The 25,755-nt window shown below is 71.7% G+C and carries 16 protein-coding genes and 1 pseudogene; 7 read left to right on the forward strand and 10 right to left on the reverse strand.

Translation table 11 applies throughout. The features are described from left to right. The 3 genes and pseudogenes from D7X55_RS43305 to D7X55_RS45495 form a co-directional block, all read left to right on the forward strand. A pseudogene (locus D7X55_RS43305) lies at nt 1-468 on the forward strand (hypothetical protein); the annotation flags it as partial. Between the two features lie 218 nt (nt 469-686). Next, nucleotides 687-1,535, forward strand: coding sequence for a carboxypeptidase-like regulatory domain-containing protein (locus D7X55_RS11305; RefSeq protein WP_120550963.1), 849 nt, complete (start codon nt 687-689; stop codon nt 1,533-1,535). Between the two features lie 149 nt (nt 1,536-1,684). Next, nucleotides 1,685-3,658: a cell wall metabolism sensor histidine kinase WalK gene (locus D7X55_RS45495; protein WP_158626358.1), complete on the forward strand. Its 1,974-nt coding sequence runs from the start codon at nt 1,685-1,687 to the stop codon at nt 3,656-3,658. Here D7X55_RS45495 and D7X55_RS11315 read toward each other — a convergent pair. Continuing rightward, on the reverse strand, nt 3,655-4,701 hold the full coding sequence (locus tag D7X55_RS11315) for a PD40 domain-containing protein (RefSeq protein ID WP_199746930.1): 1,047 nt from the start codon (nt 4,699-4,701) through the stop codon (nt 3,655-3,657). The genes D7X55_RS45495 and D7X55_RS11315 overlap by 4 nt on opposite strands. Before the next feature lie 76 nt (nt 4,702-4,777). Further along, complete coding sequence (locus tag D7X55_RS11320; protein WP_120550967.1) at nt 4,778-6,388, reverse strand: N-acetylmuramoyl-L-alanine amidase; 1,611 nt, start codon at nt 6,386-6,388, stop codon at nt 4,778-4,780. 397 nt (nt 6,389-6,785) lie between these two features. Here D7X55_RS11320 and D7X55_RS11325 point away from each other — a divergent pair, with 397 nt between their 5' ends. Together D7X55_RS11325 and D7X55_RS11330 are read left to right on the forward strand one after the other, a co-directional pair. Then, nucleotides 6,786-7,523 (forward strand): metallophosphoesterase, encoded by a 738-nt coding sequence (locus D7X55_RS11325; RefSeq protein WP_120550968.1) that lies wholly within the window; start codon nt 6,786-6,788, stop codon nt 7,521-7,523. 89 nt (nt 7,524-7,612) lie between these two features. Beyond that, nucleotides 7,613-8,194: a DUF2378 family protein gene (locus D7X55_RS11330; protein ID WP_120550969.1), complete on the forward strand. Its 582-nt coding sequence runs from the start codon at nt 7,613-7,615 to the stop codon at nt 8,192-8,194. Between the two features lie 3 nt (nt 8,195-8,197). Here the strand turns inward: D7X55_RS11330 and D7X55_RS11335 are convergent, their stop codons facing one another. Both D7X55_RS11335 and D7X55_RS11340 read right to left on the reverse strand, forming a co-directional pair. Continuing rightward, entirely contained in the window at nt 8,198-9,211 is a 1,014-nt protein-coding gene (locus tag D7X55_RS11335) for a hypothetical protein (RefSeq protein ID WP_199746928.1), read from the reverse strand. Between the two features lie 399 nt (nt 9,212-9,610). Continuing rightward, nucleotides 9,611-11,458, reverse strand: coding sequence for a potassium transporter Kup (locus tag D7X55_RS11340; RefSeq protein ID WP_120550971.1), 1,848 nt, complete (start codon nt 11,456-11,458; stop codon nt 9,611-9,613). Between the two features lie 332 nt (nt 11,459-11,790). On the opposite strand from D7X55_RS11340, the gene D7X55_RS11345 reads away from it, so the two are divergent. Continuing rightward, nucleotides 11,791-14,361: a GAF domain-containing protein gene (locus D7X55_RS11345; RefSeq protein WP_120550972.1), complete on the forward strand. Its 2,571-nt coding sequence runs from the start codon at nt 11,791-11,793 to the stop codon at nt 14,359-14,361. Here D7X55_RS11345 and D7X55_RS11350 read toward each other — a convergent pair. From D7X55_RS11350 to D7X55_RS11370, 5 genes are all read right to left on the reverse strand, one after another. After that, entirely contained in the window at nt 14,358-15,341 is a 984-nt protein-coding gene (locus tag D7X55_RS11350; RefSeq protein WP_121723069.1) for a hypothetical protein, read from the reverse strand. The two genes, D7X55_RS11345 and D7X55_RS11350, sit on opposite strands and share 4 nt — an antisense overlap. Next, nucleotides 15,338-15,922 carry a hypothetical protein gene (locus tag D7X55_RS11355; protein WP_147470084.1) on the reverse strand — a complete coding sequence of 195 codons (585 nt, stop codon included), beginning with the start codon at nt 15,920-15,922 and terminating at the stop codon, nt 15,338-15,340. Before D7X55_RS11355 ends, D7X55_RS11350 begins: the two co-directional genes overlap by 4 nt. Nucleotides 15,923-16,011: 89 nt before the next feature. After that, nucleotides 16,012-17,142 (reverse strand): hypothetical protein, encoded by a 1,131-nt coding sequence (locus tag D7X55_RS11360; RefSeq protein ID WP_147470085.1) that lies wholly within the window; start codon nt 17,140-17,142, stop codon nt 16,012-16,014. A gap of 334 nt (nt 17,143-17,476) precedes the next feature. Beyond that, nucleotides 17,477-18,022 carry a hypothetical protein gene (locus D7X55_RS11365; RefSeq protein ID WP_121723072.1) on the reverse strand — a complete coding sequence of 182 codons (546 nt, stop codon included), beginning with the start codon at nt 18,020-18,022 and terminating at the stop codon, nt 17,477-17,479. A gap of 90 nt (nt 18,023-18,112) precedes the next feature. Continuing rightward, nucleotides 18,113-20,146, reverse strand: a complete 2,034-nt coding sequence (locus D7X55_RS11370; protein ID WP_199746929.1) for an alpha/beta fold hydrolase — start codon at nt 20,144-20,146, stop codon at nt 18,113-18,115. A gap of 172 nt (nt 20,147-20,318) precedes the next feature. On the opposite strand from D7X55_RS11370, the gene D7X55_RS11375 reads away from it, so the two are divergent. After that, complete coding sequence (locus tag D7X55_RS11375; protein WP_121723073.1) at nt 20,319-21,878, forward strand: DUF4397 domain-containing protein; 1,560 nt, start codon at nt 20,319-20,321, stop codon at nt 21,876-21,878. A gap of 219 nt (nt 21,879-22,097) precedes the next feature. Here the strand turns inward: D7X55_RS11375 and D7X55_RS11380 are convergent, their stop codons facing one another. After that, nucleotides 22,098-25,664, reverse strand: coding sequence for a M1 family aminopeptidase (locus tag D7X55_RS11380; protein WP_121723074.1), 3,567 nt, complete (start codon nt 25,662-25,664; stop codon nt 22,098-22,100). Between the last annotated feature and the right edge of the window lie 91 nt (nt 25,665-25,755).

Genomic DNA, 25,755 nt, shown 5'->3' on the forward strand with positions numbered 1-25,755 from the left:
GCGCCCGCCCCCGTCAACCAGGGCCGCAACCCGCCCCCGGGCGGCACGGGCACCGGCGCCCGGCCTCCCAGCGGCTCCGGATGGGGCCGTGGCAACAACGTCGCCCCGTCCGACAACGACCGGGACAATGACCGGGACAACGGCCGCGGCAACAGCGGCGGCTGGAACACGCCGGCCAGCAAGAGCCGCGATGACGACCGGGACAACGACCGGGACAACGACCGTGGCAACTCCGGCGGCCGTGGCAACTCCGGCGGCAACAGCGGCAACAGCGGCGGCCGGAGCAGCGGTGGGTGGGACTCCTCGGGCAGCAGCGGCGGCAGCAGCGGCGGCGGCCGGAGCAGCGGCGGCAGCAGCGGAAGCAGCGGCGGTGGCCGGAGCAGCGGCAGCAGCGGTGGCGGTTGGAACACCGGCAGGAGCTCCGGTTCCTCCTCCTCCGGCAGCGGCAACGGCGGGTCGCGCTGGTAGGCGCTCCGCATCCCTCCTCCTGGCGTGACCCGCGGCACCGGGCGCGGCCTTCCGTTTCCAGCGGAGGGCAGGCTCCCGGTGCCGACGTGTTTTCAACACCCGGAGGGCTCGTCGTCCGGGGCGTCCAGCCCGGCGGCGCGCCGGTGCGTCGTGAAGGGGACGGACGGGGACCCTGGACGGATTGCGGCCACCCCGGGCCGTGAAGATGTTGCCGCCCGATGAAACACTACATTCGGGCGGCGGGTGGGGCCGTGCTCGGGCTGTTGGCATGGGCCTGTGGCGGCGGCGGATACACACCAGACCCCGGCGTGCGGACCGAGGACGCCGAGGCGGTGGACCTGGAGAACCTTCGCATCCTCGTGACCGGTGAGGCACGCGTGTTCCCGGAGGCCGAGGGCTCGGCCCTGGCTCCCGCGTCGCTCTCCGGAATGGCGCTCACCGTGGAGGAGCCCCTGCGCGTGGCCGTCAACGACGCGTCCGCCACCTTCGCCACCGGCGAGGTGTCCGAGGACGGCACCTTCCGCATCAGCGACGTGCCCGTGCGCGACGTGCACCAGGGGCTCGCGGTGGGCCTGTCGCACGACGGGCTCGTGCCCAGCACCACGATTGTCTACGACACCGCCTTCACCGGCACGCGCCCGCGCACGGACATCATCGACGCGCACGCCTGGGCCCTGCCTGGCGCGTTCGTGGATCAGCTGGGCGCCGCCGTGGGCGCGCCGCGCCTCCAGGGCCACACCGGGGACAAGGCGGCCACCCTCGCGTCCGCGGGCTTCGTGCTGGGGCGCGTGGTGGACCTGAACGGCCAGCCCGTGAGCGGCGTGCGCGTGGCGCTGGACCGCGCGGACCTGGCGGATCGCGTCTACTACCCGTCCGCGGACCTGACGTCCGTGGACACCGCCGGCACGGCGGCCCACGGGCTCTTCCTCTTCGTGCACGCGGGCGCCGGGGTGTCGTCCTTCCAGCTGTCCGTGGAGGGGAGTCCCACCTACGTGCCGCGCAACGTCGACGTGGGCCCCGGGCGGGGGGTGGTGCTCACGGTCTACCCAGGCCGTTACGCACCCTGACACAACCCTGGACAAGCCTGACATCCCCGCCTAGGACGGACATCCGCCCAACCCCGGCGTCCCATAGCGGGGTGGCCCCCGGTACGGGATGTTGTGGCAGGATGCAGGGCTGGCGTTCCGGGGGGACGCGGATGATGAGCGGCCGTTCCATGCCACGAAGCACGGCGTTGGTCCGTGCCCTTGCGCGCAGCTCCTCGGTGGCGGCCTGCCTCGTGGGGCTGCTCGTGCTCGTGGGCTGGGCGCTGGATGTCATGGTCCTCAAGTCCATGGGCGCCGCGCTCCCCGCCATGCGCCCCAGCGCCGCGCTGGGGTTGCTGCTGGGTGGGGCCGCGCTGGGCCTGCGCCTGCCGGACTCACCCCGCCCCGCCCTGCAGCGGCTGGGCACCGTGCTGGCCCTGGCCACGGCCCTGCTGGGCGCGGCGAGCCTCGTGGACGGCGTCATCACCGGGGGCACCGGAGGCCTGGACGCGCTGTTCCTGCGCGCCTTCGGTGAGGAGGTGCCCGCGTCGCCGGGGCTCGCGCCGTCGCCGTTGATGGGGCTGTGCCTGCTGCTGCTGGGCCCGGCGCTGGCGCTGGTGGACCGGGGTCACCCGCAGCGGCTGTCCTGGGCGGACGGGCTGGTGGTGCTGGCGCTGATGGCGGCGCTGACGGGCCTCAACGGCTTCCTGCTGGGGCCGCTGGTGACGCCCGCCGCGGTGCCGTACTTCCAGGAGCGCAGCATGGGGCTGCACACCACCTGCGTGCTGATGCTGCTGGCCATGGGCACGCTGTGCGCCCGGCCGGAGCAGGGGCTGATGGCGCGGCTCACCCGGGACACGCTGGGCGGCTTCGTGGCGCGGCGGCTGGTGCCGGTGACGCTGCTGGGGCCGCCGGTGCTGGGGCTGACGCTGGTGCTCATCCACCTGACGGGCGGGCTGAGCCACGACGCGAAGCTGCCGCTCTTCGCCACGGTGGTGGCCGCGGGCGGCGCCACGCTGGTGCTGCTGGCGGCGCGGGCGCTGGACGTGCTGGATACGGAGCGCATGCGGGCCACCGCCGCGCTGGAGGCCTCCGAGGAGCGCTTCCGCACCTTCCTGGATACGGCACCGGACCCCATGGTGGTGGTGGACGCCACGGGCCACGTGCGCTTCGCCAACGCGGAGGCCGAGCGCGTCTTCGGCTACCGCCGCGAAGCGCTGCTGGGCCGCGAGGTGGAGCTGCTGGTGCCGGAGGGGCTGCAGGGCGCGACCCCCGCCGGAGAGGGCCCGGCGCGCGCCACGGGCGGGCGGCTGGTGACGGGGCAGCGGCAGGACGGCACCAGCGTGCCGCTGGAGGTGCGCTTGAGCCCGCTGGAGGGCGGAGACGACGCCACGCGCATCGCCGTCCTGCGCGACGTCACCGAGCGCCGGGACCTGGAGAAGCTGCGCGAGGAGTACGTGGGGCTCATCTCGCACGACCTGCGCAACCCGCTGAACACCATCAACCTGCGCGCCCACCTGCTCCAGCGCGCGCTGCACGAGCGGAAGCTGGAGCGCGAGGGCCACATGGCCCAGGCCATCATCCACAACGTGGAGTGGATGAGCACGATGATCGAGGAGCTGCTGGAGGGCTCGCGGCTGGAGTCCGGCCGGGTGAACCTGCGCCGCGAGGCGTGCGACCTGGGCCGCTTCCTGGAGGAGGTGCTGGAGCGCGACGTGCCGCCCGACGCGCGCGAGCGCTTCCGGCTGCACCGCACGGGCTCCCTGCCGCCGGTGCCCATGGACGCGGCGCGGTTGGAGCGCGTGGTGACGAACCTGCTGACCAACGCGCTCAAGTACAGCCCCCAGGGGACGCCGGTGGACGTGCGGCTCGCCGCCGTGCACGACCATGCCGTGGTGTCGGTGACCAACCAGGGCACGGGCCTGTCCCCGAGGGACGCGGCGCGCCTGTTCGACAAGTACTACCGCACGGAGGACGGCCGCTCGGCGGACGGCAAGGGGCTGGGGCTGGGGCTCTACATCAGCCGGCTCATCGTGGAGGCCCACGGCGGCCACATCTGGGTGGAGAGCGAGCCGGGCCGGGGCGTCACCTTCTTCTTCAGCGTGCCCCTGGAGACCCCCGCCACGCCCACGGAGTCCGAGCCGCCGCGCCAGCGCGCCAGCTAGCGCGGCACGAACCAGCGCGGCAGCCAGTCCGCGCCCTTCGCCGTGGTGAGCCGCGTCTGGCCGGTGCCGTCCGGACGCATGAGGTACAGGTCGGTGTCGCCGTCGCGCTCGGAGACGAACACCAGCGCCTTTCCGTCCGGGCTCCAGGCCGGCATGTCGTCGCGGTGCTGCCCGTCCGTCAGCGCCACCGGCGCGCCTCCCGCCATGTCCACCACCCAGATGCGGCTCTTGCCGTCCGGCAGCCGGGCCACGTACGCCACGCGCTTGCCATCCGGGCTGAAGACCGGCTCGCGCTCGTCACCCGCGAAGCCCTCGCCGGACAGCGCGCGCAGGTCCGAGCCGTCCGCGCGCACCCGGTACACGCGCTCCTTGCGCTCGCGGTTGCTCACGAAGAGCAGCCACTTCCCATCCGGGCTCCACTGCGGCGTGCGGTCCTCCAGGTAGAACGTGGTGATGCGGCGGGGCTCGCCCGTGCCGTCCGCGCGGAAGACGTAGACCTCCGGGTCCCCTTCCCCGCTGCACACGCACGCCACCTCCGTGCCGTCCGGAGACACCGCGGGCTCGAAGCAGCCCTCCTTCACGTGCGTCAGCCGCGTGTCCACCGCGTTCGCCTGGGGCAGCACGCGCACCACGTCGCTGAAGCCCTGCGCGTCGGACTCCGCGACCAGCCACGTGCCGTCCGGCCCCCAGCTCGCGTTGCGCGCGCGCGGGCGGGGCGCATGCAGCGGCACCTGGCGGCCTCCCTCCAACGGCTGGAGGCGCAGCTGCTGGAAGACGCGCCCGTTCGCCTCGCCCGACGCAATCACCAGCAGCGTGCGGCCGTCCGGTGACGGCGGGCCGGGGTACTCGTCCTCCGGCGCGGTGGTGACCTGCGTCTCCTGTCCCGCGGGCGTCACCCGCCAGACGTCCTTCTGTCCCGCCCGTTCGGAGAGGAAGACGATGGTGCCCGGCAGGGCCCGCCGCTCCGCCTCCGACAGGGCGCCGGGCGCCGGGGCTCCGCCAGCGCCGCCGCAGCGGCCCTGACAGCCCATGGCGCCCAGCAGGGCGAGCACGGCCCACCCCCACCGTGCCCGCGAGGGCCCGGAACGCGTCCGCCGTTCAAGGCCCCAGTGCTTCACGTCAGCGCACCCGGACCGCGTCGGCCATGACCACGTAGCCCGGGGTCGTCCAGCGGCTCAGCTGAATCTTGTTCCAGCCGGCCGTGAAGCTGTACGTGCCCAGCGTCACCCACTTGCTGCCGTTGACCTGCTGGTTGACGGACACGCGGCCCACCTCGGCGCCCGACGCGTTGTAGGCGATGAACGGCGCCGTGGCGGAGCGGTTCGTGCCGGCCACCCACCAGGCGTCGATGGTGCGCGTCTGTGCGGTGGGCAGGTAGAACTCGAACGTGGCGGGCGCGGAGATGGCCTCCGTGGCCGCGTAGTAGTAGCCGCTGCCGTAGTAGCCGCTGCTGTAGCCGTCCGTCCACGCGCCCGTCGTCGAGAACTTCGCCTTGGAGGCGTCGTTGTTCGCGTTGTTGCTGTCGACGAAGATCTCACCCGTCGGCGTCGCCGTGCCGCAGTAGCTGTTGATCTTGCTGATGTACGTGGACCACGGCCAGTTGGGACCCGGGTCCGTGCGCGTCGCCGGCTGCAACCGGCCGTGCGCCACGATGTGGTAGCTGTCCTTGATGATGGCGTTGTCGCGCGCGATGTCGCACGACAGCTTCGCGGACGCGTCAATCTGCCCGGCCGGGAAGGACGTCTGGCTGGCGTAGCCGCCGTGCTCGATGCCGATGGTGAAGTGGTTGGCCGACACGCCGTTGAGCCAGGAAGACGTGCCGCCATTGAGCGACGAGTCGTACGTCGCGCCAATGTGCCACCCGCGGCTGGCCTCACGCACCAGCTGGGAGATCTCGCTGCCGCTCTCGTTCACCACGTAGTGCGCGCTCACCTGCGAGGCGCTGTTGGTGAGCCAGCTCCAGCAGGACGAGTAGCTGCCCTCGCAGGTGTGGATGATGATCATCGACGGGTCGCCCGCCGTGCCGGTGGGGCGCGCGTTGTAGTTGGGCGACGGCCGCCACACGGCCGCGCCGTAGTCCGGGCCGGCCGCCATGGCGCGCACCTGGGGACGCTCGAACTTCGCCTCCACCTGCACGGGCTCCAGCGACGCGGCCACGGACCCGTCCTGGTTCAGCGCCACCGCGCCCTCGTTGAGGACCGCGTACACGCCGCGGTGCACGTGCTCCGCCTGCGCCTCCGGGTTGGTGATGCCGCTCAGCTGGGCCACCACCGGCGCCCACGCGGCCAGGTCCCCGCGCTCCACGTTCGCGTCCGTGGCCAGCTGGGACAGCCGCGCCGCGCCCGCGCGCAGGTTGGACAGCGCGTCCGTGCGCGCCGCCTCCACCGTCACGCCCGCCAGCGCCGCGCCCTGCTCCAGGTCCTCACCGCGAAGGGCCATCAGGCCGGACGCGGGCTGCTGGCCGGGGAACTCCGCCTCGCCCACCACCATCTGCCAGCGCGTCTCCGCGTAGGAGACCGCCTTGAGCAGCTCCACCGGGACGTTGAACTCCTGCGCGGCCTGCGCGAACAGCGGATCCAGCTCACGCGGCAGCGTGCTGCCAGCGGTGTCCGTGGAGGGCTGCGACGGCGTCTCGGAGGGAGGCGCTTCCGTGGGCTGGGCCTGCGGACCGCACGCGGACAGCACCAGGGCGGCGGCCGCCGCCGCGAAGGGATTGCGGAAAAGGGACATGAGGGGACTCCAGAAGTCGAGGGAGCAACGCCCCGGCTCCACAGCACCGTGCGTGCCAGCCGCCTTCATCCTGTTACCTTCGTCCAGTTTTCTTCCGCGACCGGTGCATGCATGCTCCACCCGCACGATGCGCACGGCGCTCCTCGTGGCCTCAAACACCTGAAATCACGGAATTGCCTACATCGCAGGACCCACAGTTTTCACCTGGAGTCCGATGTGGTGCATCCGTGCCGCACTGCCGTGTTCCAGGACATCCGTGACGTAACGTTTTGTTACATCATTTCCTGTATCAATCACTATTTGAACCCTCGGCGGACCTGGCGGGCGGGCCGTCCGGGCGCGCGCCGCGCTGGAAGGGCCGACACGGGGGCAGGCCATCCGCTATGACGCCTGCATCATGCGGCTCTTCGGCATTGGCGACACACACCTGCCCTCCACCCGGCAGAAGGACATGCACCGCTTTGGCTGGACGGACCACCCGCTGCCCCTGCAGCGCGCGTGGGACGAACAGGTGCGGCCGGAGGACGCGGTCATCGTCGCGGGGGACATCTCCTGGGCCACCCGCGCCCACGAGGTGATGGAGGACCTGGCGTGGCTGGACGCGCGGCCGGGGCGCAAGGTGCTGGTGCGCGGCAACCACGACTACTGGTGGGGCGACTCCGCGTCCAAGCTGCGCAAGCTGCTGGAGCCCTTCCGCACGCTGGAGGGCTTCCTCCACAACAACGCGGTGGTGCTGGGGCCGTGGGTCATCGCCGGCACGCGGCTGTGGACGGCGCCGGAAGCGCCGCCCATGCCCGGCGGGGAGATGGGCGACGAGCAGGGGGACTCCGGCTACGTGGAGCGCGAGACGCGCCGGCTGTCCACGTCCATTGAGGACGCGCTCAAGAAGGAGGCGGCGCACCCCACCCCGCTCACCCGCATCATCGCGGTGCACTTCCCGCCCGTGTACGCGAACGAGCGGGCCACGGCCTTCAGCGCCCCCATTGAAGCGTTCGCGCCCAAGGTCTGCGTGTACGGCCACCTGCACTCCAGCGGCATCCCCGCGGGCTTCACCGGAGAGCGGGCGGGCGTGCGCTACGTGCTCGCGTCGTGCGACGCGGCCGGCTTCGCGCCGGTGCTGCTGGACGAGCGCTGATTCGCGGAGTGAAGCGCTTTGTCGACAGCTGAAACGGGGCCGTTAAGCTGGCCCCGGGTTCGCCCGTGAACCCCAGAGGAGTGGATGTCATGCCGTCGGACAAGGCCGAACTCGCCGCCCGGATCGCCACCCTCCAATCGGGAGACTCCATCCGCGGGCTCATCTTCAAGTCCGTGTTCGGCCTGGTGCAGCAGCACGCGGGCGCCATCGGGATGGAGAAGCTGCGCGTGGGGGAGCTGGACCACGACTACGCGGAGCTGCGCTCGTACCCGGCGCGGGAGTTCCTCACGCTGCTGTACCACACGGCGGACCTGCTGGAGGGCGCGCTGGGCCCCCAGGACGCGGTGTTCCACGCGTGCGGCGAGGTGAGCATCACCCGCTACTCCACCGGGCCGGGGATGCTGGTGTTCGGCATCATCTCCCGGGGGGACCCGCAGAAGCTCTTCGCGGGCGCGCAGATGGCGTACAGCGCGGCGGTGTCCTACGGCAACCGCGAGTACCTCACGACGGGCCCCAAGTCCGGCACCCTGCGCATGCGCCGGGACATGATGCCGCCCGCGTACCACGTGGGCATCCTCACCGGCTCGCTCAAGGTGCTGGGGCTGACGGGCAAGGCCACCGCGAAGCCGCAGGGCATCGACCGCGTGGACTACGACATCGAGTGGGCCTGAGGCTCAGTCCACGCGGGTGTAGGTCACGTCCAGCTGCGCCACCACGCGCTCGCCCACGGACGCCCAGCAGGCGAAGGTGTGATCCGCGCCGCGCACCTGGACGCGGTGCGCGCTGAACACCACCGTCTGGCCCGCGTAGGCCAGGCTGTCCGCGGACAGCTTCACGTCCTTCGCCACGAAGCGGGCGCCGGGCGCCGCCTCCAGCTTGCGGCCCAGCGTGGTGGCCATGCGGGTCATGCCGCCCGCGACCACCGCCACCGGCATCACCGGGTGCATGGCGAAGTGGCCCTTGCACAGCTCCGGGGTGACGACGAGCGAGGAGCGCATCAGGTCGCCCTCCATGCGGAAGTCCTGGAGGTCCAGCGGCTTGCTGTACGGGTTCTGCCGCAGCTTCGCCCACTCCTCCGGGGTGCGCTGCACGGTGTCCGCGGGGCGCGGCTCGCGGCGCATCTCCTGGCGCGCCTCGCCGAACAGGCGGGTGAAGGCGGCGGCGGACAGCACGTTGTAGTCCACCTCCAGCTTGAACAGCGGCGTGCCGTCAGAAGAGGACAAGAGCGTGCGCGCCGTGCAGGTGCGCTTGCCGGTGTACTCCGCCTGCGCCAGCGCCCAGAGCATGTCCGAGGCGCGCTCCTGCGGGGCCGCCTGCAGCCACTGACCGCGCGCCGCGCTGGCCAGGTAGAAGTGCTGCCCGTCCTTGGGCGCCACCAGCGCCGCGCCGCACGAGCCCAGGATGGCCAGGTGCCGGCCCGCCTCGCCCAGGCCCAGCGGCATCGCCTCCGCGTCCGGCGCCATCTGCACCGGCACGCGCGCCACCACCTCGCCCGGCAGCACCGTCACGTCCTTCAGCGCGAAGTACGGGTCCCGCACGCAGATGCGCGGGTAGAGCTCCTGCGCGCTCAGCACCGTGTACGGCGCCGCGTCCGACAGGGGCATCCGGGGCTCGGCCATCCACGGCATGACCGACTTCATCGAAGGAGCCGGGGACGACACGGAAGCGGGGGCGATGGCCTGGAGCATGGAAGGCTGACCTCGTTTCAGACGCCGGGTGCCGGGGGACACCTGGCTGCAGGGTAACCAACTTTCGTTACGCCGGGACAGTATTTTTATCTGCCCCGTGAAAAGATTCTCGATTCATCGACGAAAGTGTTGCTGCCCTGCCGTATTTTTATGTCCGAACCGGAAAAAAACGGACGGGGGCGGTGCAATTTGAAGCAGGCAAGCCCCTGCGTAAAGGGCTGTCCTGCAACCACTGGAGGACACCCCTGGGTCCCCTTTACCCCTCCCCCGGGAACGGTGCCCATGTGTTTTCAGGCACTTACGAGGAGGAATAAACCTCAAGTCCCGCAAAGCCCGTGCAATACATGCCGAGTAGTCTTTCTACTCCAGGGGTGAAGTCCTGGTGCGGCGTCGGCCGGGTTACAGCTCCACCTGACTTCCCAGCTCCACCACGCGGTTGGGCGGAATCCGGAAGTAGGCGGTGGCGCTGCGGGCGTTGCGGCTCATCCAGGTGAAGAGGGCCTCGCGCCACAGGGCCATGCCGGGCTTCTTGGTGGGGATGATGGTTTCGCGGCCCAGGAAGAAGCTGGTGCCCATGAGCTGGAACTGGAGGCCCTTCTCCCGGCAGCGCTTGAGGATGTCCGGGATGCTGGGGTTCTCCATGAAGCCGTAGCGGGCCACGACGCGCACGAAGCCCTGCTCCAGGGGCTCCACCTCCACGCGCTCTCCGACGACGACGTGGGGAATCTCCTCCGGGATGATGGTGAGCAGCACCACCTGCTCATGCAGGACCTTGTTGTGCTTCAGGTTGTGCAGGAGCGCGGGCGGGGTGCCCTCCGGGTTGCCCGTCATGAAGATGGCGGTGCCGGGCACGCGCACGGGCGGGTGGTCCCCGAAGCTGCCCAACAGGTCCTTGAGGCCCAGGCTGGCCGCGCGCAGCTTGGCGGCGAGGATGTCCCGGCCGCGCTTCCAGGTGGTCATCAGCGTGAAGATGCAGACGGCGAGCAAGAGCGGGAACCAGCCGCCGTCCGGAATCTTCGCCACGTTGGCGCCGAAGAAGGCCAGGTCCACCAGCATGAAGAGGCTGGCGACGGGCAGGGCCACGGCGCGGCGGACGCCCCAGCGCTCGCGGGCCACCACGTAGGCCAGCAGGGTGGTGATGCCCATGGTCGTCGTCACCGCGATGCCGTACGCGGCCGCCAGCCGGCTGGAGGAGCCGAAGCCCAGCACCAGCGCGATGACGCCCACCAGCAGCGCGCCGTTGATGCCGGGCAGGTAGATCTGCCCCATCTCCTCCGCGGACGTGTGCACCACCTCCATGCGCGGGCAGTAGCCCAGCTGCATGGCCTGCCGGGTGGTGGAGAAGGAGCCGGAGATGAGGGCCTGCGACGCGATGACGGCCGCGGCGGTGGACAGGGCCACCAGCGGATACAGCGCCCAGTCCGGGGCCAGGAGGAAGAAGGGGTTGCGGGCGGCCTCCGCGTGGCGCAGGAGCAGCGCGCCCTGGCCCAGGTAGTTGAGCACCAGCGACGGCAGCACCAGCCCGAACCAGGCCCGGCGGATGGGCTTCGCGCCGAAGTGGCCCATGTCCGCGTAGAGCGCCTCGCCGCCCGTCACCACCAGGATGACGGCGCCCAGCACCAGGAAGCCGTGCCACCCGTTGTCCATGAAGAACCGCACGCCGTGCACGGGCGACAGCGACCAGAGCACCGCGGGGTTGTGGATGAGCTCCTTCACGCCCAGCACCGCCAGCACCAGGAACCACACGGTCATCAGGGGGCCGAACACGGAGCCGATGCCCGCCGTGCCCTTGCGCTGCACCATGAAGAGCAGCAGCAGGATGACGAGCGAGATGGGAATCACGTACGGCTGGAAGACGGGGGTGGCCACGCTCAGGCCCTCCACCGCGCTCATCACGGAGATGGCCGGGGTGATGACGCCGTCTCCATAGATGAGCGCCGCGCCGAAGAGGCCCAGCGTAATCAGCACGGGCCGCGCACGGTGGGACTGGCCCCGGGGCCGGTGCATGGCCAGCGCCATCAGCGCGAGGATGCCGCCCTCGCCCCGGTTGTCCGCGCGCATCACGAAGATGATGTACTTCACCGACACGACGATGATGAGCGACCACACGATGAGCGACAGCACGCCCAGCACGTTGGCCGGCGTGGGCGTGACGCCGTGCGCTCCGGTGAAGCATTCGCGCAGCGCGTAGAGCGGACTGGTTCCAATGTCTCCGTAGACGATGCCCAGCGCGCTCAGGGCGAGCATCGCGATGCGTTTGGGAGAATCCGGGCCCTCCGAAGGGGCGGCCGGTGATTCCGAGGGTGCGTTCACGGGCCCCGCTTTAGCTGAACCCGGGCCCACCGCAACGGCTGCCGTCAGGGTCCTTTGGTTTCCAACCGCTCCGGGTGAGCCCATGTGCGCGCCCGCCCCCCTGCCCCCGAGGGAGCCGGGCCGTGGGGCGAGACGGATGCCCGCCACCAACGCTTCCCCGGGGTGGGTGTCGAGCATCCGCAGAAGTCTGGGATGGCGGGACCTGGGACGCAGAGCGCCGCGAGCGGGGCCGTGCTCCCATGGCGGGTGCAACGGGGGGACGTGGCATGACGATGGTCGCAACCAGGCTGGGGGAGGCGCGGCAGTACGGAGCGCGGCTTCCGGAGATTGAAGAGCGGCTGGCGCTGCTGGCGGAGGCCTCGCGGGTGCTGGCGGACGCGTCGCTGGAGCCCCCGGCGGTGATGGAGCGGCTGTGCGGCCTGGTGGTGCCGCTCTTGGGCTCCGCGTGCGCGCTGCGGCTGTTGTCGGAGGACGGGCTGTGGCTGCGCACGGTGGCGTCCGCGGCGGCGGTGCCGGAGGCGCGCGTGCGGCTGCAGGCGATGTTCTCCCAGCGGGTGCGCGCGGACGAGGGCGTGGCGGCGGAGGTGCTGGACTCGGGCGAGGCGCAGGGCGTGGAGGCCGTGCTGGTGCTGCCGCTGAGGGCGCGGGGGCGCCCGCTGGGGACGCTGACGGTGTGGCGGGAGGCGCCGGAGCCGTCGTCGTTCGACCCGGGGGAGCAGTTGCTCCTCCAGGAGCTGGCGGACCGGGCGGCGCTGGCGCTGGACGTGGCGCGCGCGTACGCGTCCGAGCGGCAGGCGCGTCAGGCGGCGGAGGTGGCGGCGGGGAGGCTCGCGCGGCTGCAGCACGTCACCGCGGAGCTGTCCGAGGCGCTCACCGCGGCGCGCGTGGCGGAGGTGGTGCTGGAGCAGGGGCTGGCGGTGGCGGACGCGAAGGCCGGGGCGCTGTGGTGCGTGGAGCCGGAAGCGGCGAGCGCCACGCTGCTTCGCTGCGCGGGCTGCACGCCGGACGCGGCGGAGCGGCTGAAGCGGATGCCCCTGGAGGGGGACTCGCCGGTGGCGCGGGTGCTGCGCGAGTCGCGGCCGGTGTGGCTGACGGTGGAGGACGCGCTGTCCGGCTCCGAGCGGCCGGCGACGTCTTCCGCGTGCCTGCCGCTGGTGGCGGACGGGCGGGTGCTGGGGGCGCTGGTGTTCACCTTCGGCCTGCCGCACGCGTTCGACGACGACGAGCGGGCCTTCCTCCAGCTGGTGGCGCACCACGCGGCGCAGGCGCTTGCGCGGGCGCGGCTCCTGGAGCGCGAGCAGCGGGCGCGGGCTGCCTTGCGCGAGGCGCACGGGACGCTGGAGGCCATCATCCAGGCGAGCCCCACGGCCATCATGCTGTTGGACCCCGACGGCACGGTGCGGCTGTGGAATCCGGCCGCGGAGCGGATGCTGGGGTGGACGGCGGAGGAGGTGCTGGGGAAGGTGTTGCCCGCGGTGCCACCGGAGCACTGGGACTCCTTCCGCCACGGGCTGGAGCGCGCCACGCGCGGCACGGTGCTGGACGGCGCGCCCCTGGCGGCGAGGCGGCGCGACGGCGGCGCGCTGCGGGTGGCCGTGTGGACGGGGCGCGTGCACCCTGCGAGCGGCCCGCCGCAGTGCCTGAGCGTGATGGTGGACATCACCGAGCGCCAGCGCGGCGAGGCGGCGCAGCGCTTCCTGGCGGAGGCCGGCGGGGTGCTGGCGGGGAGCCTGGAGGAGGAGGAGACGCTGGAGCGCGTGGCGCACCTGGCGGTGCCGCAGTACGCGGAGGCCTGCGGCGTGTTCCTGGAGGACGAGTCCGGCGGCGTGCGCTGCGTGGCCACGGCGGGCGTCGAGGACGGCGAGGTGCCGCCTCCGGGGCTCGCGGTGGTGGCGCGGGTCATCCAGTCCGGGAGGCCGGAGTCACGCTCGGGGCTGTCGGAGGCGGACCCGGCGAGCGCCCGGGCGGGCGGGACGTGCGCGTACCTGTGCGTGCCGCTGCGGGTGCGGGGGCACACGCTGGGGGCGCTGACGTTCGTCACGTCCAAGCGCGCGTACGACGCGCAGGACCTGGCGCTGGCGCAGGAGCTGGCGCGTCGGGCGGCGCTGGCGCTGGACAACGCGAGCCTCTACCGGGACGCGCGCGACGCCATCCGCCTGCGCGAGGAGTTCCTGTCCATCGCGAGCCATGAGCTGAAGACGCCCATCAGCGCGCTGCAGCTCCAGGTGCAGAGCCTGATGGCGGGGCTGGCGCGCTCGGGGGCGTCCTTCGACTTGGAGAAGCTCAAGCGCGGCCTGGAGCGGGTGGACCGGCAGGTGAAGCGGCAGACGCTGCTGGTGAATGACCTCTTGGACGTGTCTCGCTTGAGCGCGGGGAAGCTGGAGCTGGTGCTGGAGCCCCTGGAGCTGGGAGGGCTGGTGCGGGAGGTGGCCGAGCGGTTCGAGCAGGAGTACGCGCGCTCGGGGACGCCGCTGGAGCTGGTGCTCGCGCCGGAGGTGACGGGGCAGTGGGACCGGCTGCGGTTGGATCAGGTCTTCACCAACCTGTTCTCCAACGCGCTGAAGTACGGCCGTGGCAACCCGGTGCACGTGTCCCTGGAGGCGGAGGGAGGCCGGGCGCGGCTGCGGGTGAAGGACGGCGGCATCGGCATCGCGAAGGAGCACCTGCCGCGCCTGTTCCACCGCTTCGAGCGCGCGGTGTCCGAGCGCAACTACGGCGGCTTCGGGCTGGGGTTGTGGATTGCCCGCCAGATCGTGGAGGCGATGGGCGGCCACATCGAGGTGGAGAGCGTGTTGGGTGAGGGCTCCACGTTCCTCGTGGAGCTGCCGCGCCGTTAGCGGTGGAAGGCGGGGAGCCCTTCCGCGATGAAGCCGCAGCCCCGCCGGGATTCGCGGCGGTGGAGGACGTGGCAGCGCTCGGGGGCGGCGCAGTCGGTGTCGCGGGTGCAGGGCTGGAAGCAGTAGCCGCTGGTCTCGTCGCAGGTGAGGCCCGGGGCGCACGGCGTCTTGTCATCGCAGCGGGCGCGGCACTCGAAGGCCTCGGTTTCGAGCGTGGATTCGGCGAAGCCGCGCAGGCAGTCTTGATGGGCGGCGCAGGGCTCCGCGTCCAGGCAGGCGGGGCCCACGAAGGGGCGGCAGATGGGGACCTCGCCCGGGCCGTCCGTCTCGCAGCGTTCGCCGGCGGGGCAGGCCCGGTCGCGGCAGCTGGGGACGCAGGCGCCGAGGACGCGGTAGGGATTGGGGGCGCACTCGGTGCCGGGGGCGCAGGCGTCCGCGTCGTGCACGTCGCACGGCGGGCCGCAGAACTCATGGACGCAGACGAGCCCCGGCGCGCAGCGGCCCTCCGGCTCGCGCGAGTAGCCCGTGCAGCGGTCCCCGGCTTGCAGCGCTCCCTGGGGCACGCAGCGCCGGAGGACCTGGCCTGACGCGGAGGTGTCCACGGGCTGGCAGGTGTCCGCGGGGGTGCAGTCCGCTGCGTCGTCGCAGAAGCGGTGCAGGGGCTGACAGGTGAGGAAGCCGAAGTCCGGGTGATGCGCGCACACGCTGTCCTCGGGGCACGCGGTGTCCGAGTCACAGCGGTCCTCGCAGGCGAGGGAGCCCCGGGTGTCCGCGTGGCAGTTGGAGGGGACGTTCGACAGCCGGATGCCGTTGCTCAGCACGACGACATCGGGAGGTTCGAGCCCCTGTCGCGCGGGGGCGTCCGCCAGGTCCGCCTGCGCTGTGAGGTCCGGCCCGGGCCACGCAAGCCACACCCCCGTGCCCACGGCGGTCACGAGCGCGGCGAAGGCGATGAGGAGGCAGAGCTTGCGCGGAGTCACAGGCCGAGCACCCGCCGCATCCACCGCTGGCTCTCCTCATCCCGGGTCACGAGCCCGTCGAAGCGGCCCGCGCGCAGCATCTCCACGAGGGCCGTGTCCTGCGCGATGCGTTCGGCCGCGGCGAAGGGGAACATCGTGGTCGAACACCTTCCAGGGACGAAGTCAGGCTCACCCGGGAGTAGGTCCATGAACCGGGCAAGCTGGTTGAACAGCCCCTCCACGCTGGAAGCCACGGGCACCACCAGCAGCTCCTCCTGCATGTCGAGGTAGAGCACAGGCTGAACACCGCGTGCATCCGCCAGCCCCGGAACGACGCCGTAGTAGTAGGCGAGGTTCGCGACCTGCCCGAAGAGAACACAAGAAGACACCGGAGCCAGTTCCCTGCCCCGCAGCCATGCGTTCACGTCCAGGACGCCATCCGGCCCGGGGCCAGGACGATACAGCTCGAAGTCTCCCAGGGTGGCGCGGCCCACGCGCGAGTAGAGCCCGGCGAGCATTGAATCGACTGGCGTCCCCAGCAGCGTTGAGCCCGGCTGGGGGGCATCAGCCGAGGGGGGCTCCACGCGGAGCGGGAAGCCCAAGCGATGGCAGACCTCCACGAGCCTCGTCCACCCACTCCCCTCTGTCTCCGGTCCAGCCAAAGCGAACGCGCCTCCTGAAACGCCAGGACCTACAACCCCAGCACGGTTGCGACTTCCTTCAGCGCGGCCTTCTCCGCGGAGGCAAGCGCGGGTCCTGACTTCGACGGATCGTACAGGACGTCAAACCATCGCCCGAAGTGCTTGTGCGTGATGCGAGCGATTTCCTCCACCTCCCTGGCGGAGACACCCTTCGCGTTTGTTCGCACGAAGGTCCAGACCGAGTTGACACTCGAATGAACCTCCCGGGCCATGCCCACCAGGTTCTCCGCCGCGTTGATGCCGCGAGTTGGAAACAGATGGGCATGCTCGATGGGCACCAGATGGTGCACCTGATAGGTCCCCAGGCGCTCCATGCCCAAGGCTTGTGCCAACCGGGGCTGATGCACCTCGAAGTACTCCTGCCGGGCCCATTCCCGAAGCTTGTCCTTCGAGTACTTGTCCGTGATGGGCGTCCGAAGCCGATGCTCCATGCCCTTCAGCAAGGACCGAAGCTGGGCCTGCTCCCCGGCCTCCAGCGCCATCAGCCCCTCTGCCTCCACCTTCATCCAGAGCCGCTGGAGGGCTTCGCGCTCGGCGGGCGGGGTGCGGATCAACACCGTGCGGAACCACTGCGCGGCCTTGGCTCCCCCCTTCCCCAACACCGAGACCACCGTGGGTGCGACGGCCTCCAGCGTCCCGAGCACGCCCTTCGCGATGAAGCCCCCCACGTACCAGTACGCGAGCTGCTCGAAGGACCACACGCCCGCCAGGCGTGCACTGTCCTTCACCTCCTCGCGCCAGTGCCGGAGGATGTCCTCCTGCATCGCCCGGTACTCCCTGGCGATGTCCTCCATCGCCTCGGGAGGCCTGGCGGGCTCCAGCGTCGTCGCCGCCACCACCCGCCATCGCGGCTCGGCATCACCGCGCACGTGCCGGCCCTCCAGCTCCACTTCGACCGTGCGGCGTCCCACCGCGTTCACGAAGGGCAGCAGTGCCTGCACCACCGGCATGCGCGGGTCCATGCTCCCGGGAGCGCTCCGGCGGCCCGAACCCTCCCGGACCTCGAACACGCCCAGCTCCACCTCCGGATGCAATCGCAGACCTTCAAACCGGAGCCTCGCCCGTTCGTGCACCGTGCCCTCCACGGGCACGCGGGATGCGGGCAGCAGTCGTCGCGCCACCTCAGCGTCAGCGCCCCGCCATGTACCTGGTAGTCGAAGGTCCACGCCTCCCCCTGCGCCCCGTGCGACCCTGCGATGTCCCAGAGCTCACGCACCACCCGCGCCGCTTCGGCCTGCCGGGCGCGCTCACCGCCCACGGGCGCGGCGCGCTCCAGTGCCCCCTCTCGCGTAAAGCCAAGACCCGCGAGCTCGGCCGGGGTGTCGTCACCCGCCTCCGGCTCGAAGGACTGCCGCTCGAAGCCGCCATCGCTCGCGCACGCGGCGAGCGTGCACACCCACAGGAGCCCCAACAGGCGAACGGGACGCGTCATCGCGCCCCGAGCCTGGGGGGAAACTACAGCGCCAGGAGCAACAGCGATGCCTGCTCCGCGGGCGTGGCCGCGATGAAGGCGTCCGGCAGCCTGATCTCCGTGGGCGGCGTGGCCGCGCGGTCGCAGCTGCGCTTCCCCTCGTAGGTGCGGCCCTCTTCCTTCGCCTTCAGCCGGTACGTGCAGTCGCGCACGTACACCGTCAACTCCCGCGGCGACAGCGTCAGGTTGACGGGACGCCCGTGGAAGCCGCCCTTCGCCTTCACCGCGTCGCCTTCCTTCTTCACGTCCAGGTTCACCACCGTGGTCCCGATGTTGCCCTTCACCTTCTCGTCCTCCAGCTTGAGCGCCACCGGGACGTCCGCCACGCGGCCTCGCAGCTCACCGGGAAGACGGGACACCTGGAACTCGGGCCCCGTCACGGTGTCCGGGGTGATTCGCAGGTTGAACTGCGTCCTCGCGACGCTGAAGGCCATCTGGTCGTGCTCGGAGGCCGCCCAGGCTCCGCCCACGCCCGCGAGCACCGCCAACACTCCCACACCCCGACGCAATGACTGGCTGTTGCGCTTCATGGATAGGACTCTCCTCGCTGACATGGACAATGTGTAACGCCCCCGGTCCGCTGACAGACCGGGGGCGTCCGAATCCCTCCGAAGCGAGGGCTACCTGCCGCCCGCCGGCCCGCTCCCCTGCTCCGCGGCCGGGCCCAGCAGGTGCTTTTCGAAGAACATCAGCGCCGTCGTCTGGGCCATGTCCCGGTTGGTCTTCTTCTGGAACCCGTGCCCCTCATCCGTGGCCAGCAGGTACCAGACGTCCGAACCCTTCTTGCGCACCGCCTGGACCACCTGCTCCGCCTCCGACTGCGGCACGCGCGGGTCGTTGGCCCCCTGCTGCACGAAGAGCGCCGCGCGAATCCTGTCCACCGACCCCAGCGGCGAGATGCGCTCCTGCACCTTGCGCACCGCAGGGTCGCGCTCGTCGCCGTACTCCGCGCGCCGCAAATCCCGCCGGTACGCCTGCGTGTTCTGCAGGAACGACGGCAGCGACGAGATGCCCACCACGTCCACCGCCGCCTTGATGCGCTCCGGGAAGAACGCCGCCGTCGCCAGCGTCATGTAGCCGCCGTACGAACCGCCGTAGATGCCCACCCGCGCCGCGTCCAGCTCCGGCCGCGAGGCGACGAAGTCCAGCGTGGCCCCGATGTCCGCCAGGCTCGCCTCGCGCTTCACGCCGTCATCCATGGCGCGGTACGCCTTGCCGTACCCCTCCGACCCGCGCACGTTGGGCAGGAGCACCGCCATCCCCAGCTCCGTCACCATCAACTGGGTCTGCGCGCTGAAGAGGGGCTGGCTCTGCCCCTCCGGGCCGCCGTGGAACATCACCACCACCGGCACCTTCCCCTTCGCGTTCTTCGGCAGGTACAGGAACGCCGGCACCTTCACGCCGTCCGTGGACGGATAGCGCACCAGCTCCGGCTCCACGAACGTCTCCGGATCCAACCCGCCCACCTCCGAGCGCGTCCACCGCGTCGTCTTCTTCGTGCCCAGGTCCACCGTGAAGACGTCCAGCGGCACGCGCGCCGACGTCAGCGAGAACGCCACCCGGTCCGACCGCTTCGCCGGGAAGCGCACCTGCGAAATCACCCCGCGCGGCGTCTCCACCGGCGACAGCGCCTGCGTGCGCGTGTCCAGCAGGTACAGCTTTCCGAAGCCCTCTTCATTGACGGCCACCGCCAGCTTGCGCCCGTCCGGGGACAGCTCCAGGTCCTGCACGTTCCAGCGCACGGACTTCGTCAGCGACGGCGGCGCGGCCGGGGGCGTTCCCGTGAGCGGCAGCCGGTACACCTCCGCGAAGTCGCTGTAGCGGTCCGTGGCCACGTACACGCCCTGCCCGTCCGGCGTGAAGACGGCGGACTCCACGCTGCCCTTGCCCTCCTTGGGCGTCAGCTGCGTGCGCGCGTTCGTCTTCACGTCCACCACGCTCAGGTCCGCGTCGTCCGCCGCGCGGTACTGGCGCACCAGCAGCTTCGAGCCGTCATTGGAGAACTCCAGCGGCGCCCAGCTCCCTTCCGCTTCCGTCACGCGCTTCGCCTGCTTGGGGTCGGACGTGGGCGCCACGTACACGTCGGTGTCCTTGCCGTTGCGCCCCGTGCCCGCGTACGCGAGCCAGCGCCCGTCCTTGGACATCACCAGCTCTTCGTGCCGGCTCTTGCCGTCCGTCAGCAGCTCCGAGCGCCCCGTGCGCCGATCCAGCCTGAGCACCTGGAAGAACTCTCCGCCGCCCGTGTCCTGCAGGTAGAAGATGATCTGCGGGTTGCCCGGCAGGAAGCGCGCCCGGTTGATGGGCTCCTTCGTGAAGGTGAGCTGCGTGCGCGCGCCCAGCGGCATCTCCACCAGGTGCAGCTGGTTGACGTCCGCGAAGCGCGTGGAGATGAGCACCTGCTGCCCGTCCGCGCTCACGTCCAACAGCTGCGCGGAGCGGGACTCCAGGTACTGCTGCACGCGCTGGGAGAGCGCGGGCGGCACCGGCGGCACGCCGCTCACCCACAGGTTGGGCAGGCCGGGCAAGGGAGCGATGCCGGGGACGGCGGACGGCGACTTCGCTGCGGCGGGCGCGGGGGGCGCCTTCGCGGGCGCGGGCGCGGGCGTCTGCGCCGTGAGCAGCGACACGATGAGCGGAAGGGACGCGAGGGTCATGGTGCCACCGACCCTACCAGCGCCGTCGTGCTTCCCGGCATTCCCTCGCGTTGATGCGTTTTGAACAGGAGACAGCCGAAGGGGGTGATGCCCGGCGTTTGCGACGTGCACCGGTGCACAACGTCGCGGACGGACAGTGGCCCTCGCGTGGGGGTTCGCCCGCGTGGAGGTGATGACCACCCTTACCCCTGTCGACATCGGTGCCGAGCCGCGTCCGCGGCCCGCCGAGGAGGGGGACTTCGACATGGCCTGGATTCGGGGGAAGACACTGCTCGTCGTCGCGCTCACATCGCTGGGGGTGTTCGCGCCCGCGTGCGGAGGCGGCTCGGCGGAGGACTCCGAAGCGCCTCCGACCCAGGACGGTCCGGTGCTGGTGCCGCCCACCCAGTCGCAGCTGCGCATCGTGCAGGCCGCGCCGGGCGCGCCCGCCATGGACGTCTACCTGGCCGGCAACGCCACGCCCGTGGCCCGGGCCGTGGCCTATGGCGCCACCACGCCGTACCTCTCGCGTGACGCGGCCTACGTCACCGTGGAGCTGCGGCCCGCGGGCGCGCCGGCGGACTCGCGGCCCGTCCTGTCCCGGGAGATCAACATGGAGGCCGGGACGCGCTGGACGCTGGTGGCCGCGGGCGCCTTCGACTCGTCGGACTCCGACGCGGCGATGCGCACGCTGCTCCTGCGCGACAACACCGTCCCCGCCGACGGCGGCCAGACGCGCGTGCGCATCGTCAACGCCGGCACGGACGCGCCCACGGTGGACGTGGACCTGGGCAATGACGGCTCCGTGGAGGTGGGGGGGCTTGGGCGCTTCAAGGACTCCGGAGAAGCGGCGCTGGTGCTCCCCTCCGGCGCCGCGTTCCAGGTGGGCCTGCGCTGGAACGGCCGGTCGCTGACGTCCTTCACCGTGCCCGCGGCCGGCTCCGGCACGGACACGCTCATCGTCGCGACCGGCCTCATGTCCGCCCCCGCGCGCGCGGGCGACGGCTTCTCGCTGCTCACCGCGGGCCGCGACGGCACGCTGGCCATCCTCCGGCAGAACCCGACGGTGTACGTGCTGCACGCGTCGCCGGACGCGCCCGCGCTGGACCTCTTCGCCAGCGACCAGGAGCTGTCCGGAGGACTCACCTATGGCGCGCTGTCCGCGCCGCTCCAGGTGCCGCCGGGTGCGTACACGCTGGACTTCTTCGCCGCCACGCCCGGAACCGAGCGTCCCGCGAGCGCTCCGGTGGTGACGGCGGCCACGCCCACGCTCGTCCCGGGTGAGCGCTACCTGATGGTCGCCTCGGGCTACCTCGCGCCGCCCCGGCCGGCGGCGGCGCCGTTCAAGCTGCTGCCGCTCATGGACCGCTTCGCGAGCGACCCCTCCAACCTGCGCCTGCGCTGGGTGCACGCCGCGGCGGACACGCCCGCCGTGGACGTGGGGCCGCTGGGCTCGGAGCGCCGCGTGCTGCCGGACGCGCCCTTCCTCGACGTGCCCTTCGCCTCCGCCACCGCGCAGGACGGCCTGCCGCTGCCCTTCGGGGGAACCATCACGCTGGGCGTGGTGCCGTCCAACGACGCCAACCGCGCGCCACGCACGAGCTTCTCCGTGACGCCCAAGGCGGACACGCGCGTCTTCGCCGTCGCCACCGACACGCCGGGCTCCGTGCCCGGAAGCTGGGACCTCCAGCTCCTGTGGGTGGACACCACCCGCACGCCGTGGACCGTGAGCACGCAGGCCCACGCGCCCTGACGTCAGAAGGCGAGGCCCAGGTTGAGCACAAGCCGCTGGGTGAGGAGCCACGACGACTGGTGGACCCGCTGCGCCGGGCTCCAGCACCACGCCCCCCTGCACGGAGAAGCCGGGCTCCAGCACCACGCTGTACCCCAGGACCGCCGTCCCCCCGATGGACCAGTTGTCCGAGTCGCTGTCGGCGTGTCCCCGGCGCGAACGGACCCGCGTGTCAGCGTGTCACGGCGGGTCGAGCTTCACCTGGGCCTGCTCGCGGCGCAGCTGGAGCACGCGCACGTCCGGGTCCACCACCAGCCGCTCCGGCTCGAACTCCGAGCGCAGCGTCACCTGCACGGATCCGCCCCCGTCCGGCTCCACGCGCGTCACGGCCTGGGCCGAGGGCTCAGCGGCCTTCGTCACCGCCACCTCCACCGGCATGCGGCCCGTGCCCACGTTCGTCACCGTGGCCGTGGTCACCCACTGGCCGCCGTCCTTCGTCACGCGCGCGCCGGTGACGCGGTACTCGGGCACCACGACTTCGAAGAAGGCCTGCCGGGTGAACCGGTCGAATGGCTCCTGTGACGGCGCGAAGGGGCGCATCGCCGCGATGAAGTCCTGCAGCACCGGGTGGTCCGCGTTGTTCATGGACTGCTTCAGGAAGGCCTGGAGGCCCGCGTGCATCGCGTCGCGGCCCATCACGTCCTCCAGCATCCAGAACGTCCAGCCGCCCTTCTCGTAGAGGACCACCGTGTCGCCCTCGCGCGAGTCGTCCAGCTTCACCAGCGGCTGCTCCGCGTCCACGCGCCGGTCCTTGCCGTAGCGCTCCTCCATGCGCTTCGCGGTCTGCCGGCGTGCCTCCTGCCCGTCGAGCTGTTCCATCAGCTTCAGCGCCGAGTAATGCGACAGCCCCTCCGCCAGCACGTTGCCGCCGGGCCCCTTGCCGGGGATGAGCAGGTTGCCCCACCACTGGTGCGCGGCCTCGTGCGCGGTGACGAACAGCACCGCGTTGGACTCCGGCGTGCGCTGCGTGAGGAACCCGATGGACTCCGAGAACGTGATGTCCGTGGGGAAGCCCTGCGCGTAGTTGTCCAGGCCGGCGAACTCCGACAGCTTCAGCTCCGCCCACGGGAACGGGTGGAACCACTCCGAGTAGTACCGGCGCGCGGCCTCCAGCCCCCGCATCATCTCCGGCACGTTGTAGCCGTGCGCCGGATCGTGGAACACCACCGCGCCCGCGCCGTCCACGCGCGTCCACCTCCCCGCGATGACGTTGAAGAAGCTCACCGGGTAGTCGCTCCGCCACACGGTGCTGCGCCGGCCGTCCTTCACCGTGTCGCTCTCACGCACGCCCACGGAGTTGAGCGTGTAGGCCTCCGGGCCGCTCACGCGGATGCGGAAGGGGAACGGCAGGTTGCTGCCCCACGCGGCATCCGTGGGCCCCTCGTAGAAGTCATCTGGATGGACGCGCGGCTCGTACTTGTTCTCCTTCGGGTCGATGCCGCGCTCCTCCTCGTAGCCCACCACCGGCGCGAACGTGGGCGTCTCGCTGGTGAGCACCACGCCGGACGGGAGGATGAACTCCTTGAATGCGCCACCCGCGCGGGACACGCCCGCCGGCACGTGGCCCGCGTATTGGAAGCCCACCGTCACCTTCGCGCCGGGCTTCAACGGCTCGGGCGGCGTGAAGACATACAACCCGGCGCGGTCCTCCGGCGTCACGTCCTGGCCATCCAACGACCAGCGCACGTCCGTCCAGCCATCGCCGCCGCTCAAGGCGAAGCGCGCGAGCGGCGTGGCGTGCCGGTTCATCAGCACGTACGCGCCCTTCATGCGGAAGGCGCTCGCCTCCGGCTCCAGGTCCACGTCCAGGTCCACGTCCACCAGCATGGGCTGCGGCGCGTCCTTCCACGTGGCCAGGTTCTTCTGCCAGTACTCCTTCGCGCGCTTCTTCGCCGCCGCGCCCTGGTGGCCCTGCCCCACCAGGATGCCCAGCCACGCCAGCGCCACCACCGGCACCGCCAGGGACGGCGCCAGGCGCCACAGTCCGCGCGCGAGCCCCGAGGGCTTCAGCCCCTCCAGCGTCGTCACCGGGTCGCGGACGCGCCGCCCGTCCAGGCGCACCGCCAGCGCGGTGAAGAAGACCGCCCCGCCCAGCGCGGCCACGCGGTTGAGCACCAGCGCGGCGCGGTCCACCTGGAAGGCGCCCAGGTCCGTCCACCGCACCGCGTCCCACAGCGGCCAGTTCGTCACCCAGGTGAGGTCGCCCCGCACGGCCAGGTAGCCGGTGAGCCCCAGCGCGGCCAGGGCCAGCGCGTAGGTGCCGAAGCGGCCGCCCGTCACCGCGCGCGCGGCCAGGATGAAGCCCGTCCACAGGAGCAACGTGGGGAACAGCAACAGCCCCCACACCAGCACGTACGGCGTCAGCGACAGCGGCACCGTCCCCTGGAACACCTGCACCAGCGTGCCCGCGAGCGCCATGGCCACGAGCAGCGCCACCGCCACCAGGCTGTTCGCCAGCGCCTTGCCCAGCAGCACCGACAGCGTGCGCACCGGCGTCGCGTCGTGGATGGGCGCGAAGTGCGAGGACTGCTCACGCTCCAGCGACTCCACCACGTAGAACATCAACAACAGACACACGAGCACGGACGCCTCTGCCATCACGCGCACCGCGAAGCGGCCGGGCACCAGCAGCAGGTCCGTGTCGAAGGGGCCCACCGCCGTGGCGGCCTGGGACACCACCTGCAACATCAGGAGCGGCAGGAACAGGTAGAGCCCCGGCTGGGACAACAGGCCCCGCCCCTCGGCTCGGGTCACCGTCCACAGCCCCGTCCAGAAGCCCGGTGGACGCACGCCCATGCGCAGCACGGACAGCGGCGCCTCCGCGTGCGACAGCGCCACCTGCTTCGGCGGCGCGTCGATGACGGCCCCCTTGCGCGGAGCCTTCGTGCCCACGTCGCCCCGGAGCGCGCGGCGGAAGTGGCGCTCGCTCAAGGCCACCGCGCCCAGCCCCAGCGCCATGAGCGCGAAGCGGCTGGTGACGAAGAGGCCATCCAGCCCCACGGGCTGCGTGTTGTAGAAGTCCACGCCCCGGTCCACCTTGATCCACTCTTCCGTGAGCCACCGGAAGCCGCCGGGGTCCAGCGCCATGAGGACCCGGTTCACGCCCGGGTCCAGCCAGCCGGGGGACCAGTCCCAGAGGAAGAACGCGCAGAGGAAGAACAGGCCCACTGGCAGGAAGTACACCGGCACCGCGCGGCGCGTGCGCTCGCCGGTGGCGAAGGCCATGCCCGCCATGAAGACGATGAGCGGCAGGCCGAACCACAGCGCGCCGCCCAGGTAGTTCCCCCACGCGAGGGGGCCGCGGAACTCCGCGTCCGCGCCCGCTGGCACGACGTGGTGGAAGAAGACGAGCAGCCCCGTCATCCACCCGAGCGCCACCACGTACGCGCCCAGCACGCCCGCGAACTTGCCCCACACGTACTCCGCGGGCGTCAGCGGCGTGGTGTGCAGCAGCGACTGCACGCGGGCCTCGTCGTCGGAGATGACGGACATGCCCGCGCCCACGGACACGAAGAAGGTGAACAGCATGAAGGTGAGCAGCAGCACCGTCTGCGCGACGGCGAAGGCGCTGGTGATCCACGCCTTCTTGCCGCCCACCTCCGTGCTGCCCGCGTCGATGGTGACGTTGCCGGAGGACACGCCCCACACCACCAGCACCAGCAAGACGAGCAGCACCCAGAACAGCGGGCGCCGCGTCTGGTGGCGCCACTCGGTGCGCGCCACGCGCAGGAGCCGGGCCGCGTTCACGTGCCCACCGCCGGGGTGGACGGCGTTGGGGCCGTGGACGCCGGGGGCTCGGGGGCGTCCTTCATCAGGAGGAGGTAGGCGTCCTCCAGCG

The sequence above is a fragment of the Corallococcus sp. AB049A genome, from assembly GCF_003668885.1.
Classification (GTDB): domain Bacteria; phylum Myxococcota; class Myxococcia; order Myxococcales; family Myxococcaceae; genus Corallococcus; species Corallococcus interemptor.